This is a genomic window from Nonomuraea sp. NPDC050547 (assembly GCF_044457345.1).
Lineage (GTDB): Bacteria > Actinomycetota > Actinomycetes > Streptosporangiales > Streptosporangiaceae > Nonomuraea.
Genome location: NZ_JBITGW010000007.1, coordinates 172,437 through 186,316 on the forward strand (window position 1 = coordinate 172,437; position 13,880 = coordinate 186,316).

Consider the following 13,880-nt stretch of genomic DNA (forward strand, 5'->3'; position numbering starts at 1 on the left):
ATATTTAGTTATGCGAATATAATCGTTGTATGCCTATAACCAGTAGGACGCCCGTCGCCCTCGCGCTGAGCCCCCGTCAGCGGATGCTCGTCCTGGCGATCTGCTGTATGAGTCTGTTCATCGTCGGCCTGGACAACACGATCGTGAACGTCGCGCTGCCCGCCATCCGCCGCGACCTGAACGCCTCCGTCTCCGGTCTGCAGTGGATCATCGACGCCTACACCGTGGTGCTGGCGAGCCTGCTCATGCTGGCCGGCTCGACCGGTGACCGGGTCGGCCGGCGCCGTACGTTCCAGATGGGGCTGGCGTTGTTCACGCTCGGCTCGCTCATGTGCTCGCTCGCGCCCGGCCTCGGCTGGTTGATCGCGGCTCGGGCGCTGCAGGCCGTCGGTGGTTCCATGCTCAACCCGGTGGCCATGTCGATCATCACGAACACCTTCACCGAGCCGCGCGAGCGGGCGCGGGCCATCGGCGTGTGGGGCGGCGTGGTCGGTATCAGCATGGCGCTGGGGCCGCTGGTCGGCGGCGCGCTGGTGGACTCGGCCGGGTGGCGGGCGATCTTCTGGATCAACATCCCGGTGGGGGTGGCCGCGTTCTTCCTGTGCGCGCGGTTCGTGCCGGAGTCGCGGGCGCCGCGCCCGCGCCGGGTGGACCCGGTCGGGCAGGTGCTGGTCATCGTGATGCTGGCCGTCCTGACGTACACCCTCATCGAGGCGCCGGCGGCCGGGTGGGGGTCGCCGCGGACGCTCGGTGGGTTCGCGGTCGCGGCGCTGGCGCTGGCCTGTCTGGTGCCGTACGAGCTGCGCCGAACCGAACCCCTGATCGACCTGCGCTTCTTCCGGAGTGCGCCGTTCGCGGGGGCCACGGTGATCGCGGTGTGCGGGTTCGCCGCCTTCGCCGGCTTCCTGTTCGTGAACACGCTCTATCTGCAGGACGTGCTGGGCCTGTCCGCGCTGCAGGCCGGCCTCTACACGCTGCCCATGGCCGGGCTGACCCTGGTCTGCTCGCCGCTGTCGGGCCGGATCGTCGGGAACGCCGGGACCCGCGTCCCGCTGCTGGTGGCGGGGGCCACCATGGGGGCCAGCGGCCTGATCATGACGGGGCTGGCGGCGGACACGCCGACCTGGCGGCTCATGGCCGCGTACGTGCTGTTCGGGGTGGGTTTCGGCATGCTGAACGCGCCGATCACGAACACCGCCGTGTCCGGCATGCCGCGTACCCAGGCCGGTGTGGCCGCGGCCGTGGCGTCCACGAGCCGCCAGATCGGCCAGTCGCTCGGTGTCGCGGTCATCGGCTCCCTGGTCACGTCGGCGGTGGCCGGACCGTTCGCGGCCGGGTTCCCGGCGGCCAGCCGTATCGGCTGGTGGGTCATCGTCGGCTGCGGGGCGGCCATCGTGCTGCTCGGTATCCTGACCACGACCGGCTGGGCCCGCCGCAGCGCCGCCCGTACCGCCGAACGGCTCGCCCAAGCTCCCGACAGAACGGCGGACGCCCCATGAACGACACCCCCGACCAGGAGGCGGTGGCCCGCGTCTGGGCCGCCATGTACGACCTCGTCCTGCGGCAGGAGGACCGTCGCAAGGAGGTGGCCGAGACGCTCGGCGTGAGCTTCTTCCGGGTCAAGGCGCTGCGCCGGCTGCTGGCCGGGCCGAAGACCATGCGGGAGCTGACCGCCGACCTGTCGACCGACAAGCCGTACACCACGCTGATGGTGGACGATCTGGAGCAGCGCGGCTACGTGACCCGCAGCGTCTCTCCCGACGACCGGCGCAGCAAGATCGTCACTCTCACCCCGGAGGGGACGGCCGCCGCAGAGGCGGCCGAGCGCATCCTGGCCCGCCCGCCACGCTCCATGCTCGCCCTGGACCCCGGCGACCTGGCCGCCCTCGACCGCATCATGACCAGCCTGCGCACCCCGTCATGACCAGGGGACGTGGGCGATCTTCTTGATGGAGCTGCCGGGGTAGACGACGATCAGGTGTTCCTCGTCGGGGGCGTCGGCTTCCTTCCCCTCCCATGCGAGCTCGCGGGCGTACACGCGCATCCGGTACCGGCCCGGACCCGCGGCCAGGTCCGGGAGCGGGCCGAGCGCGCCGCTGTCGCCGCCCTCGGAGTATCGCGCCACCCCCAACCGGCCGGTACGGCTGGCGATCCCCACCTCGACCACCCTGTCCCAGCCCTTGAGCCGGAGCGGCGGCGCCTTGCCGAAGGCCTTGAGCGTGAGGCACATCGGCTCGTTCTCGCCGAACGTCGTGATGGCGGCACTGCTGCCCACGGCGTCGATGAAGCCGTCGTCGACGGCCTTGAAGAAGTCGCCGCCCGGGGCTTCGATCTCGTCGTAGACGTCGTAGCCGCCGCCTTCGAACAGCATGTACGCGGCGGTGCCCTGCCGTTCGGCCCGCACCTTCGGCCAGGGGTCGGAGCAGTGGGCGTTCATCCTGGCCATCTCGGCCTGCCACGCGGCCTCCCGGACCTGGTATTGCCTGAGCTGCTCGGCCTGTTCGAGTACCTCGTCGGCCTTCTGCCGGAGGACGACGGCCGGGCACAGGAAGTTCAGGGCGGCGGCGAGGTCGTGCGGCTCGGCCGCACCGCCTGCCAGCCGGAGCCGCTCGGCGCGGTCCTTGGCTTGGGGCAACGCGCACATGTCCGTTCCGTGCGCGAGGACGCGCTGGTCGGGCTGGTCCGCGGGGAACATGTCGCCGGTCCTGGCCAGGCAGAGGAAGGCGCGCCGCCGGTCCTCCGGACGGGTGCTCGCGTACGAGGGGCAGGGCTCTTGCGCGGCGGTGAAGCTGAACCTGGCACTTTCCTCGGTGCCGACCACGACGAGCGGCAGGGCGAGCGCGAGCGCCACGGCCAGCCGTGAGGGGCGGCCGGTCGCCGGCCTCACGGCGGCGGGACGGGCGAGCTCGTGCGCGGTACGCGCCAGCCACACCGTGGAGAGAACGTAGAGCGCGCTGAACAGGAGTCCGACGCCGCCGAACAGCAGGTTCTCGGAGCGGGGGAGAAGGGTGAGCACGGGCAGGCCCAGCCGGGCGACGAGGCTGAGCTGCCCGATGCCGATCGTGGCGCCGCTCCAGCGACTGTCGCGGCGCTGCCCGATGAGGATCATCACCATGCAGGCGAAACCCGGCGCCGCGAGCAGGTCGATCACTCCGGCGGGCTCGTTCCCGAGGGGGAGCGGCACCAGGTCGACCAGGCAGAGCGCGATGGCGACGGCACGGAACCACACCGGAATCCCGGAGATGACGTGGAGTAGCAGGATCACCGTGGCGGCCCACAGGCCCGCGTTCGCGAAGTCCTCCACGGTGTCGGACAGCTCTTCGACGAGCTCCCAGAGGCCCAGGTCGCCGACGATGCCCGCGTAGATCAGGCGCCGGAGCCAGACCACGCTCGGCGGCAGGTTCGCCGCGCGCGGCAGCGCCGGACCGCGCAGGACCTGCCACAGCGCCCAGGCGTTGAGTCCGCAGATCCCGGCGAGCACGGGCCCCAGCCAGTCTGCCACCGCGAAGGGGCCGACCCAGAGCGTGGCCATCGACAGCACCCGAAGGTCGCCGGACACGACGGCGTGCACCCCGGCGGCGGTCGCGGCGGTCAGGTAGAGGGTGACGATGACGGCCGCCGTCCGGCCGAAGCGGTATCGGCCGACGGCGGCCCGGAGGCGAGTGACGATGTGGTGATCTTAAGGCGAAAAATCAGTCGAAAAGGTCGGGATCGGTGCGGATGATCTGCTCGTAGAGAGGCTGGAAGTTGAGCCAGCCGACGAAGTCGTTGCCGATCTGGCCGTGGGTGAGCTTGGCCTGGTCGTGGTCGATCTGCACGGTCGGGCCCGCGGCCTTCGCCAGCAGCTGCGCCTGGCACGAGCGCTCCATCGTGATGAACCACCAGGCGGCGGCGTCCACCGAGTCGCCCACGGTCAGCAGGCCGTGGTTGCGCAGGATGACGGCCTTGTGGGAGCCGAGCGCCGTCGCGATCCTGCGGCCCTCCTCGGTCTCCACCACGACGCCGGTGTAGTCGTCGAACAGGCCGTGGTCCTCGTAGAAGGCGCAGGCGTCCTGGGTGAGCGGTTCCAGCATGGCGCCGAGTGAGGACAGGGCCTTGCCGTACACGGAATGTGAGTGCGCGGCGGCGACGGCGTCGGGGCGGGCCTGGTGGACCATCGCGTGGATGGCGAACGCGGCCTGGTTGACGTGATGGCGGCCGTGGACGACCTGGCCCTCGTGGTTGACCAGGATGAGGTCGCTGACCTTGATGTGCTTGAAGGTCATGCCGAACGGGTTGACCCAGAAATGGTCGGTGTGCTCCGGGTCGCGGGCGGTGATGTGCCCGGCGACGCCCTCCTCGAAGCCGAAGCGGCCGAACAGCCGCAGCGCGGCGACCAGGCGTTCCTGTCGGTGGCGCCGCTCGTCGGCCACGTCGTCGAACTTCGCCGGCAGGGGGAAGGACAACTGGTCGGTCGGGATGGGCTCCAGGTTCATCGTTCCTCCAGGATCGACGGGTCGAGTTCGGCCGGTGTGCGGAAGCCCGCCAGGCCAAGAGTGAGGTCGAGGTCGGCGAGCAGCGCGCGCACGACGTGCCGCACGCCGTCCTCGCCGCCGCACGCCAGCCCCCAGACGTAAGGGCGGCCAAGGAGTACGGCCCGCGCCCCGAGCGCGAGCGCCTTGACCACGTCCGCCCCGGACCGGATCCCGGAGTCGAACAACACGGTCAGCCCGTCGCCGGCCGCCGCGACGACCCCGGGCAGCGCGTCGAGCGAGCCGAGCGCGCCGTCCACCTGGCGGCCGCCGTGGTTGGAGACGACGACACCGTCCATGCCCGCGTCGGCGGCGCGCCGGGCGTCGTCCGGATGCTGGACGCCCTTGAGGACGATCGGCCCGTCCCAGTTGTCGCGCAGGAGCGGGAGCTGGTCCCAGGTGTGGGCGCGGCCGTTGAACATGGGCGCCCACGTCATGATCGCGGCGTTGAGGTCCTCCTCGACGGGCCGCTCCAGCCGGGACCGGAAGACCGGATCGGACAGCGGGATCGCGAGCCCGGTCCCGCGCAGGAACGGCAGGTAGGCGCGGTCGAGGTCGTTGGGCCGCCAGGCCAGCGTGAAGGTGTCGAGGGTGACCACGAGCGTGTCGTAGCCGTTCTTGCGGGCCCGATCCAGCAGGCTGAGCGTGACCTCGTCGTCGTGCGGCCAGTACAGCTGGTACCAGCGCGGCCCGCCCGCCTCGGCCACTTCCTCCAGCGTGTGCGAGGAGGCGGTGCTCAGGATGGTCGGCAGCCCCAGCGAGGCCGCGGCGCGAGCGGTCGCCAGCTCACCGTGCGGGTGCACAATCGACTGCACGCCGATCGGCGCCAGCGCGAGCGGCGCGGGATAGGTACGGCCGAACAGTTCGGTGCTCAGGTCCCGCTCGGTGGTCTCGCGCAGCATCCTGGGCACGATCGCGCGCCGCACGAACGCCGCCCGGTTGGCCGCGTCGGTCTCGCCGCTGCCGGCCGAGCCGGCCACGTACCAGTAGGGGCCCTCCTCCAGCAGACTGCGGGCGGCCTCCTGGAGCTTGGCCGGGTCCACCGAGTACGGCGGGAGCGCGCCGGTCAGGCCGTTGAGGTAGATCTCGAGCTGAAAGTCGGAATAGGCCACCCGACCAGCCTGTCTCGCCGATCACCGGCGGGCAACGTTCACCGGTCGCGAATCCGGTTCGGCAGATTGTGTCGTGGCACAATGAGCGAGTGGATCCCAGGTTCGCGGCGCTGAGCGCGCGGCTGCTGGAGCGGGTGGAGGAACTGGGCGGCGAGCTGGCCAGACGGGTGCGCGCCGCGGAGGCCGAACTGGCCGTGGTGCCGCCGGACGACCTGGCCGCGGTCTGCGCCGAGCAGTTGCGGCTCTCGCTCACGCACCTGTCGGGGGGCGCGGTGATCTCGACCGCCTCCACCGAGGCCAACGCCCGCCGCCGCGCCGAGCGGGGCGTGCCGCTCGCCGCGCTGCTGCACAGCTACCGGGTGGGCACCCAGTTCCTGTGGGAGAGCTTCGTCGCCGAGGCGGGCGACGACGAGCACGCGATCCTCATCGCCAGCGCGAGTGAGATGTGGCTCGGGCTCGACCTCATGTCGGAGGCCATCAGGACCGCCTACCGCGAGGTGGAGGCCGAGCGCGACCAGCGGGCCAGGCGGGATCGGGACGTGCTCTTCGACGCCCTGCTGGGCACCGACCCGGTGCGGATCCGGCAGAGCGCCGACGCGCTCGGGCTGCCGCACCGGGGGCGCTTCCACGTGATCGCCGCCGAGGTCACCGCGGGGATGCCGGTCGCCGCGGTGTGGCGGCACCTGCCGACGGAGCGGCTGGCCGTACTGCCGCTGCCGGAGAACGCGGCGTTTCCCGTGCTGACGGGAGGACGTTACGGGGTGAGCCCCGCCTACGAGCAGATCTCGCAGACCGCGGCGGCGCTGCGGCTGGCCAGGCTGGCGCTGGCGGCGGGCGCCGAAGGCGTCTCCCACTACGGCGACCGCCCCGTGGCCACGCTGGTGGCCAGCAGCCTGGAGACCGCCGACGACCTGGCGCACAGGGTGCTCGGCAGGCTGCTCGACCTGCCCGCCGATGACCGGGACGCCCTCCTGGCCACCGCCTACACGTGGTTCGCGGAGGGCGGCTCGACGGCGCGTACCGCGCAGGCGCTCTTCTGCCACCGCAACACCGTCCGCTACCGGCTGGGCCGGGTGAAGGAGCTCACCGGCCGCTCGGTCGACCATCCGCGGCAGGCGGCCGAGCTCTTCCTGGCCCTGGAGACCGTCTACGTCCGCAGGTAGAGCTCGGCGTTGGGGCTGTACCGGTGCAGCCCCAACGCGGCAGGACCGGTGTCAGCGGCGGCTGATCCTCGCGTCCCTGATGTCCGCGGGGAGGACAGGCTTGCCGTCCACGGGCGGGGTCGGGCCGCCCGGGGTGGGCTGGATGCCGCCGGCCGCGATCCTGTCGAGGGCGGCCAGGCCGGGGCCGTCGACGGTTCCGAAGACCGTGTAGTTGGGCGCCAGCCCGGAGTCGCCGATGACCAGGAAGAACTGGCTGCCGTTGGTGCTGGGCCCGGCGTTGGCCATGGCCAGCAGGCCGCGCGCGTACGTCTTGCGCACCCCCGTCGGATCGCCGGGCCACGGCGGCAGGTCGGTCGGCAGTTCGTCCTTGTACTTGTAGCCGGGTCCGCCCTCGCCGGTGAAGCTCGGGTCGCCGCACTGCAGCACCTTCAGCCGGTCGTAGGCGGTCAGGCGGTGGCAGGAGGTGCGGTCGTAGAAGCGGTGCCTGACCAGGTGCACGAAACTCTGGACGGTGCACGGCGCCTTGACCGGGTCGAGTGTGAGGCGGATGTCGCCGTGGTTGGTCTCCAGGACGGCGGAGACCGGCCGGGTGGGGGTACGGCGCGGGTCCGGCGGCAGGTGCACCCGGCGGGCCGGCGGCTCGTCGGGCGTCTGGGTGTAGGCGCACGGGCCCTTGGTCGTCTTCGGCGGCCGGTCGGCCGAGGCAGCCGAGGCGGGGGTGGCCACGAGCGCGACCAGCGAGCCCGTCGCCGCTGCGGTTAAGGCGAGTCGTGCCAGCGACATCTGTCCTCCACAGGGGTTGTCAACGGATCAACCCTAGGGCGTCAAGGCATGGGCGTCGACAGCCGGAAAACCAGAGGAGTTCCCGGGCTTCGCCTTGCTACCTTCGGCGGAAAATCAGCGAGCGAAAAGGGAGATCGGAAATGCCGATGACCGCCGACCGGCTCAGGTCAGCGTTCCTGGACTATTTCACCGCGCGCGCCCACGAGCGCCGGTCGTCGGCAGGTCTCATCCCGGCACACGCGGCCGCCCCGCTCTTCGTCAACGCGGGCATGGTGCCCTTCCTGCCGTACTTCCTGGGCGAGGAACGGCCCGGCTTCAGCCGGGTGACCACCGCGCAGAAATGCGTGCGCGTCCGCGGCAAGCACGACGACATCGACGTGATCGGCATCAGCAGGCGCCATCTCACGTTCTTCGAGATGCTCGGCAATTTCAGCTTCGGCGACTATTTCAAGCGCACGGCCATCGAATACGGATGGGATTTCCTCACCGAGGTGCTCGGCATCGATCCCGACCGGCTGTGGGTGACCGTGCACGAGAGCGACGGCGAGGCGGCCGAGCTGTGGCGGGAGGTCGCGGGGGTGCCCTTCGCGCGGATCCAGCGGCTCACCGGCGACAACTTCTGGGAGATGGGGCCCACCGGACCGTGCGGGCCCTCCTCGGAGATCTTCTACGACATGGGCGCCGAGCTCGGACCCGATGGCGGGCCCGCGCACGGCGGCGAGGATCGGTTCGTGGAGATCTGGAATCTCGTCTTCATGACCTACAACCGGCTCGACGACGGTTCTCTGCGGCCCTTGCCGCAGGTCAACATCGACACCGGCGCGGGGCTTGAGCGCATCCTGCCGATCCTGCGGGGCGGCTCGTCGGTGTTCGAGACCGATGTGCTGCGGCGGTTGATCTCGGCGGCGGAGGAGGCGTGCGGCCGGCCGTACGGGATGGACGAGGGGCGTGACGTGAGCCTGCGCATCGTCGCCGACCACGCGCGGTCGATGACGTTTCTGCTGGCCGACGGCGTCGTCCCGAGCAACGGGGAGCGCGGGTACGTGCTGCGCCGCATCATCAGGCGGGCGGCCCTGCACGCGCGCCGAGCCGGGGCGCGCTCCGGAGTGCTGCCGCGGATGGCCGGAGCGGTCGCGCAGGTCATGGGCCAGGGATATCCGGAGCTCGCCGGCACGATCGACCGGGTCAAGGAGACGCTGGAGCGTGAGGAGCACCGCTTCCACGAGACGCTCACCCAGGGGCTCGGGCTGCTCGACGGCCTGGCCGGGCGGGAGGAGATCTCCGGCGAGGTCGCCTTCCTGCTGCACGACACCCACGGCTTCCCGATCGAGCTCACGAGGGAGGTCGCGGCCGAGCGCGGGCTGACCCTGGACGAGGACGGCTTCGCCGCGGCCATGGAACGCCAGCGGGCCGGCGCGAGAGTCGTGAAGGCCGCGACCACGAGCGGCACCGGCCGGGAGGTCCTGGACGAGTCCGGCACCACGGAATTCCTGGGCTACGAGGTCACCGAGGCCGACACCACCCTGCTGCGCGTCACCATGATCGAGAGGGGCCGCGCCGAGCTGTACGCCGACGCCACCCCCTTCTACCCGGAGGGCGGCGGCCAGATCGGCGACACCGGCCAGGTCCGAGGGCCGACCGGCCGGGGCCGGGTGCTCGACACCGACGCGCCCGTCCCCGGCGTCATCCGCCACCTGGTCGAGGTGGCGGAGGGCACGTTCGAGCCGGGCCAGCGGGTGCGCCTGGAGGTCGACCGGGACCGGCGCGCGGCGCTGCGGCGCAGCCACACCGGCACCCATCTGCTGCACTGGGCGCTCAACGAGGTCGTCGGCGGGCACGTGCGGCAGCAGGGCTCGCTGGTCGCCCCCGACTACCTGCGCTTCGACTTCAACCACCACGCGCCGCTCACCGACGACCAGATCCACGAGGTCGAGGCGCTGATCGCGGCCGAGGTCCTCGGCAACCAGACGGTCGAGGTCACCAGAGTCGGCTACGAGGAAGCCAAGCGGGCGGGCGCGATCTCCTTCTTCGGCGAGAAGTACGGCGACGTCGTGCGCGTGGTCAAGGCCGGAGAGCACTCCATGGAGCTGTGCGGCGGCACCCATGTCTCCCGGCTGGGCGACATCGGCCAGGTGCTCATCACCGCCGAGTCGTCCATCGGCGCCAACCTGCGGCGCGTGGAGGCGCGGGTGGGCCTGGCGGCGTTCGAGGAGGCCAGCGGGCAGCGCGCGCTGCTGCGTACGGCCGCGCGCCTGCTCAAGAGCGAGCCGGGCGAGGTGCCGGACGGCATCGAGCGCCTGCGGGAGTCCGCGCGCGGCGCCGAGCGCGAGCGCCGGAGGCTGGCGGCCGAGCTGGACAGGGAGCTGGCGACGGCCATGGCGCGCGGGGCCGAGGGCGGCGTCGTGGTGCGCCGGTGTGACGGGCGCGACCAGGCGGCGCTGCGGCACCTGGCCGGCGAGGTGCTGGCGGCAGGCGTTCGCGCGGTCGGCCTGGTCGGCTCGCCTGACGGCAGGACGGTCGCGCTCTCGGTCGACCTGGCCGAGGGCGGCTCCGGCGCGCCGGAGATCGCCCGGCGGGCGGCCGGTGCGGTGGGCGGCGGCGCGGGCGGCAAGGACCCACGCCGCGCGGTGGCCGGTGGCCGTGACGTCTCCGGTGTCGAGCGGGCGCTGGCGATCCTGCGCGAAGAGCTTGCCTGAAGCATGTCGAGAACGGGGCGTCGGCTTCTACGTCCCGGGTGAAGACGTACCTGAGGAGGAACGATGTCCTACACCCGTGACCCGCGAGTCGACGCCTACATCGATGACCTGCCCGAGTGGCAGCAGGCCATCTGCCAGGAGGTGCGCGACCTCGCCCACGCCGCCGACCCGGAGCTGAGTGAGACGGTCAAGCGCACCGTCCTGCCGTACTTCGTGCTGCAGGGCAACGTCTGCGCGCTGCTGGCGGCCAAGAACCACGTCAACGTGTTCCTGTACGACGGCGCGATCGTGCCCGACCCCGAAGGCATCATCACCGCGGGCCACGGCAACAAGACCGCCAGGATGATCTCGGTACGGCAGGGCGAGCCGATCAACAGGCCCGCCCTGCTGGCCATGCTCCGGCAGATCATCGCCAACAACCGGGCCGGAGGCTGGCGCCGGATCAAAGCCCAAGGCTGACGCCTGTTGCGCACACCGTTCTCTGTGGGTACAGTGTTCGCATACGGGAACGACGTACTTCGCAGCTGGAGGCAACCCCATGGACGCCCGCAACCCCCGCAGGTGGCTCATCCTCATCGTGTTGTGCCTGAGCACACTCGTGCTCGTCATCGACAACATGGTCCTCACGGTGGCCATCCCGCCGCTGGCCGTCGACCTCGGCGCCACCGCGCAGGACGCCCAGTGGATCCTGGACTCCTACATCCTGGTCTTCGCCGGTCTCCTGCTCACCGCGGGCAGTCTGTCCGACCGGTTCGGCCGCCGCCGGGTGATGATCATCGGACTGGCCCTGTTCGGGCTGTCCTCCTTGGCCGCCACCTTCGCGACCGACCCGGGCACGCTGATCGCCGCCCGCGCCGTCATGGGCATCGGCGGCGCGCTCATCATGCCGAGCACGCTGTCCATCCTGATCGTCGTCTTCGACGAGGAGGAGCGGCGCAAGGCCATGGGCGCCTGGTCGGCCGTGGCCATGCTCGGCCTGGTCGGCGGCCCCGTCCTGGGCGGCGCGCTGATCGCCTGGTTCTGGTGGGGTGCGGTCTTCCTCATCAACGTCCCCATCGCCGCCATCGCCATCGTCGCCGCGCTCGTCCTCATGCCCGAGTCCCGCGGCCCGGCCACCAAGGCCGACCCGCTCGGCGCGATCCTGTCGGCCGTCGGCATGGTCACCCTGGTCTGGACCATCATCGACCTCCCGCACGGCCTCAACTGGGTCAGCCTCGTGACCTCCGTCGTCTCGCTCGCCGCCTTCGTGATCTGGGAACTGCGGACGCCGTACCCGATGGTCCCGCTCGCTCTGTTCCGCAACCGCACCTTCTCCGGCGCCAGCTTCTCCCTCACCCTCGTCCAGGTCGGCAACGGCGGGCTGCTGCTCGTGCTGACCCAGTTCCTGCAGTACGTGCTCGGCTACACGCCCACCGAGGCCGGTATGGCCTTCATCCCGATGGCCATCGCCTCGCTGGTGTTCAACGGGCTCGGCGCCGGGCTGGGCGCCAAGATCGGCAACCGGCCGCTGATCGCGGGGGGCATGCTGGTCATGGCCGGCGGCTTCGTCCTGCTGGCCTCCCTGGGCTCCGGCTCCGGTTTCGTGCTGACGGCGGTCGCGCTGTTCGTCCTGGGCGCCGGTGGCGGGCTGGCCATGCCGGCCGCGATCGCCGCGCTGATGGGCACCGTCCCGCCGGAGCAGGCCGGCGTCGGCTCCGCGCTCAACGACACCATCCAGCAGGCCGGCGCCGCGCTCGGCATCGCCGTCCTGGGCAGCATCCTCACCTCCGGCTACACCGGCGCGCTGCCCGCCGGCGCCCCCGCCGCGGCCAAGAGCTCCATCGGCGACGCCCTGGCCATCGGCGACGCCGGTCTGGCCACCGCCGCCCGGGACGCCTTCACCACCGCGATGTCCAGCGCCTTCACGCTGAGCGCGATCGGTGTCGCGGCGGCCGCCCTGCTCGCCGTCCTGGTCATCCGGGACCGCAAGCCCGCCGCCGCTCCCGAAGCTCCCGCCGCTCCCGAGCGGGAGCTGACGCCCACCCACTGAGGATGAATCCTTGACCCCGGCCTCGACCAGGCCGGGGTCAAGCGCGTGTCGGGGCGCGGGCGGGCGGTGGCGCGGGGTTAGCCTGCGGTGCGATGAAGAGTGCCGCCGCCTGGCTGCTCCCCGGCGAGGAGCGCGGAGTCCTGCCCGCCATGCTCGTCGTCCTCACCGTGGTGACGGGGATCGTGGACTCGGTCAGCTTTCTCGGCCTGGGCAACGTGTTCGTGGCCAACATGACGGGCAACGTGGTGTTCGTCGGGTTCGCGCTGGCGGGGGTCACGGAACCGAGCCTGTGGGCCTCGCCGCTGGCCATCGCGTCGTTCGCGCTCGGGGCGTGGGCGACGGGGCGGGTGGCGCGCGGGGTGTCGTTCGCGGCGTTCACGCTGGTGCATCTCGGACTGCTCGTCGCGGCCGTTCTCGTGCTGGCCGGGCCCGGGGCGGACGCGGTGGTGATCGTGCTGCTGGCACTGGGCATGGGCATCCAGAACGCCTCCGTACGCCACACCGGCATCCCCGACATGACCACCACGGTGCTGACCACCACGCTGACCGGCCTGGTCGCCGACTCGCCCGGCACCGCCAACCGGCGGCGGGCGGTCTCGATCCTGGCCATGTTCACCGGCGCGCTGATCGGCGGATTCCTGCACCTGCGCGTGGGTGACGCCGCCGCGCTGGCGGTCGCCGCCGTGCTGCTCGCCGCCGTGAGCGCGGTGCTGGTGCGGCTATCCGGCTGAGGGCACGCGGGCCACGCCGCCGAGCAGGCCCGGCTTGCCGAAGTCGGGTTTGTGCTCCTCCCACTCGGGACGCCAGGCGTCGACCGGGACCACGCCGGGATCCAGCAGGTCAAGGCCGTCGAAGTAGGAGCCGAACGTGTCGGCGCCGCGCGGGACCACGGAGCCCGTCGAGGACGACCGGTAGACGGCCTGCCCGGCGCGGACGGTCTCGGTGGCCAGGTCACCGGCATAGCCGTGCGACATGGCGAGATAGCTGCCGGCCGCCATCGACGCGCGCAGATGGGTCACGATCGAGGCCGCCTCCAGGTCGGACGGGACGAAGTGCAGGATCGCGAACAGCAGCACCGCGACCGGCCGCTCGAAGTCGAGGTGGGCGCGGATCTCCGGATGGCCGGTGATCGTCTCGGGCCGCCTGAGGTCGGCGTCGATGACGATGGTCCGCGTGTTGTCGGCCAGCAGGGCGCGCGCGTGGGTGAGGACGATGGGGTCGTTGTCCACATAGGCGATGCGGCAGTCGGGGGCGGCGCCGAGCGCGACCTCGTGCACGTTCTGCTGCGTGGGCAGACCGGCGCCGATGTCGACGAACTGCCGCACCCCCGCCTCGACCAGCACGCGGACCACCCGGATGAGGAAGTCGCGGTTGGCGCGGGCGATCTCGGTGATCTCGGGGACCAGCCGCACGATCTTCTCGGCGGCCTGGCGGTCGGCGGCGAAGTTGTCCTTCCCGCCGAGGAAATAGTCGTACATTCGCGCGACGCTCGGCGTGTGTGGATCGATGCCCGGGACGTGCTCGCCAGCCGACATGGGTAAATCTTAGGTCCAGACGGTCACTATTACCCCGCTGGTTACGTCATA

The 13,880-nt window shown here is 71.6% G+C and carries 12 protein-coding genes; 7 read left to right on the plus strand and 5 right to left on the minus strand.

Annotated features, from left to right (window positions below; all coding sequences use genetic code 11):
- Nucleotides 1–29 precede the first annotated feature (29 nt).
- Both ACIBHY_RS19245 and ACIBHY_RS19250 read left to right on the plus strand, forming a co-directional pair.
- Nucleotides 30–1,499, plus strand: a complete 1,470-nt coding sequence (locus ACIBHY_RS19245; RefSeq protein ID WP_397307338.1) for an MFS transporter — start codon at nucleotides 30–32, stop codon at nucleotides 1,497–1,499.
- The gene (locus tag ACIBHY_RS19250; protein ID WP_397246854.1) at nucleotides 1,496–1,924 is read left to right on the plus strand and encodes a MarR family winged helix-turn-helix transcriptional regulator; all 429 of its coding nucleotides are present in this window, start codon (nucleotides 1,496–1,498) and stop codon (nucleotides 1,922–1,924) included. The genes ACIBHY_RS19245 and ACIBHY_RS19250 overlap by 4 nt, the downstream gene beginning before the upstream one ends.
- Here the strand turns inward: ACIBHY_RS19250 and ACIBHY_RS19255 are convergent.
- The 3 genes from ACIBHY_RS19255 to ACIBHY_RS19265 form a co-directional block, all read right to left on the minus strand.
- Nucleotides 1,919–3,559: a hypothetical protein gene (locus ACIBHY_RS19255; RefSeq protein ID WP_397307339.1), complete on the minus strand. Its 1,641-nt coding sequence runs from the start codon at nucleotides 3,557–3,559 to the stop codon at nucleotides 1,919–1,921. The two genes, ACIBHY_RS19250 and ACIBHY_RS19255, sit on opposite strands and share 6 nt — an antisense overlap.
- A gap of 133 nt (nucleotides 3,560–3,692) precedes the next feature.
- Entirely contained in the window at nucleotides 3,693–4,475 is a 783-nt protein-coding gene (locus tag ACIBHY_RS19260; RefSeq protein WP_397307340.1) for a class II aldolase/adducin family protein, read from the minus strand.
- Nucleotides 4,472–5,623 carry a lactate 2-monooxygenase gene (locus ACIBHY_RS19265; protein WP_397246860.1) on the minus strand — a complete coding sequence of 384 codons (1,152 nt, stop codon included), beginning with the start codon at nucleotides 5,621–5,623 and terminating at the stop codon, nucleotides 4,472–4,474. Before ACIBHY_RS19265 ends, ACIBHY_RS19260 begins: the two co-directional genes overlap by 4 nt.
- An 89-nt stretch (nucleotides 5,624–5,712) precedes the next feature.
- Between ACIBHY_RS19265 and ACIBHY_RS19270 the strand changes: the two genes are divergently transcribed.
- Entirely contained in the window at nucleotides 5,713–6,786 is a 1,074-nt protein-coding gene (locus ACIBHY_RS19270; protein ID WP_397246862.1) for a PucR family transcriptional regulator, read from the plus strand.
- 51 nt (nucleotides 6,787–6,837) lie between these two features.
- On the opposite strand, the gene ACIBHY_RS19275 is transcribed toward ACIBHY_RS19270, so the two are convergent.
- On the minus strand, nucleotides 6,838–7,569 hold the full coding sequence (locus ACIBHY_RS19275; protein WP_397246864.1) for a peptidylprolyl isomerase: 732 nt from the start codon (nucleotides 7,567–7,569) through the stop codon (nucleotides 6,838–6,840).
- A 140-nt stretch (nucleotides 7,570–7,709) separates the two neighbouring features.
- On the opposite strand from ACIBHY_RS19275, the gene alaS reads away from it, so the two are divergent.
- The 4 genes from alaS (at nucleotide 7,710) to ACIBHY_RS19295 (ending at nucleotide 13,025) form a co-directional block, all read left to right on the plus strand.
- Complete coding sequence (gene alaS, locus ACIBHY_RS19280) at nucleotides 7,710–10,265, plus strand: alanine--tRNA ligase (RefSeq protein WP_397307341.1); 2,556 nt, start codon at nucleotides 7,710–7,712, stop codon at nucleotides 10,263–10,265.
- A gap of 63 nt (nucleotides 10,266–10,328) precedes the next feature.
- Nucleotides 10,329–10,724, plus strand: coding sequence for a DUF1801 domain-containing protein (locus ACIBHY_RS19285; RefSeq protein ID WP_397307342.1), 396 nt, complete (start codon nucleotides 10,329–10,331; stop codon nucleotides 10,722–10,724).
- Between the two features lie 79 nt (nucleotides 10,725–10,803).
- Nucleotides 10,804–12,294: an MFS transporter gene (locus tag ACIBHY_RS19290; RefSeq protein WP_397307343.1), complete on the plus strand. Its 1,491-nt coding sequence runs from the start codon at nucleotides 10,804–10,806 to the stop codon at nucleotides 12,292–12,294.
- A gap of 92 nt (nucleotides 12,295–12,386) precedes the next feature.
- A complete protein-coding gene (locus ACIBHY_RS19295; RefSeq protein WP_397246872.1) occupies nucleotides 12,387–13,025 on the plus strand; it encodes a YoaK family protein in 639 nt (212 codons plus the stop codon).
- Here ACIBHY_RS19295 and ACIBHY_RS19300 read toward each other — a convergent pair.
- Nucleotides 13,014–13,829, minus strand: coding sequence for an SAM-dependent methyltransferase (locus tag ACIBHY_RS19300; protein WP_397246874.1), 816 nt, complete (start codon nucleotides 13,827–13,829; stop codon nucleotides 13,014–13,016). The genes ACIBHY_RS19295 and ACIBHY_RS19300 overlap by 12 nt on opposite strands.
- Nucleotides 13,830–13,880: the final 51 nt, after the last annotated feature.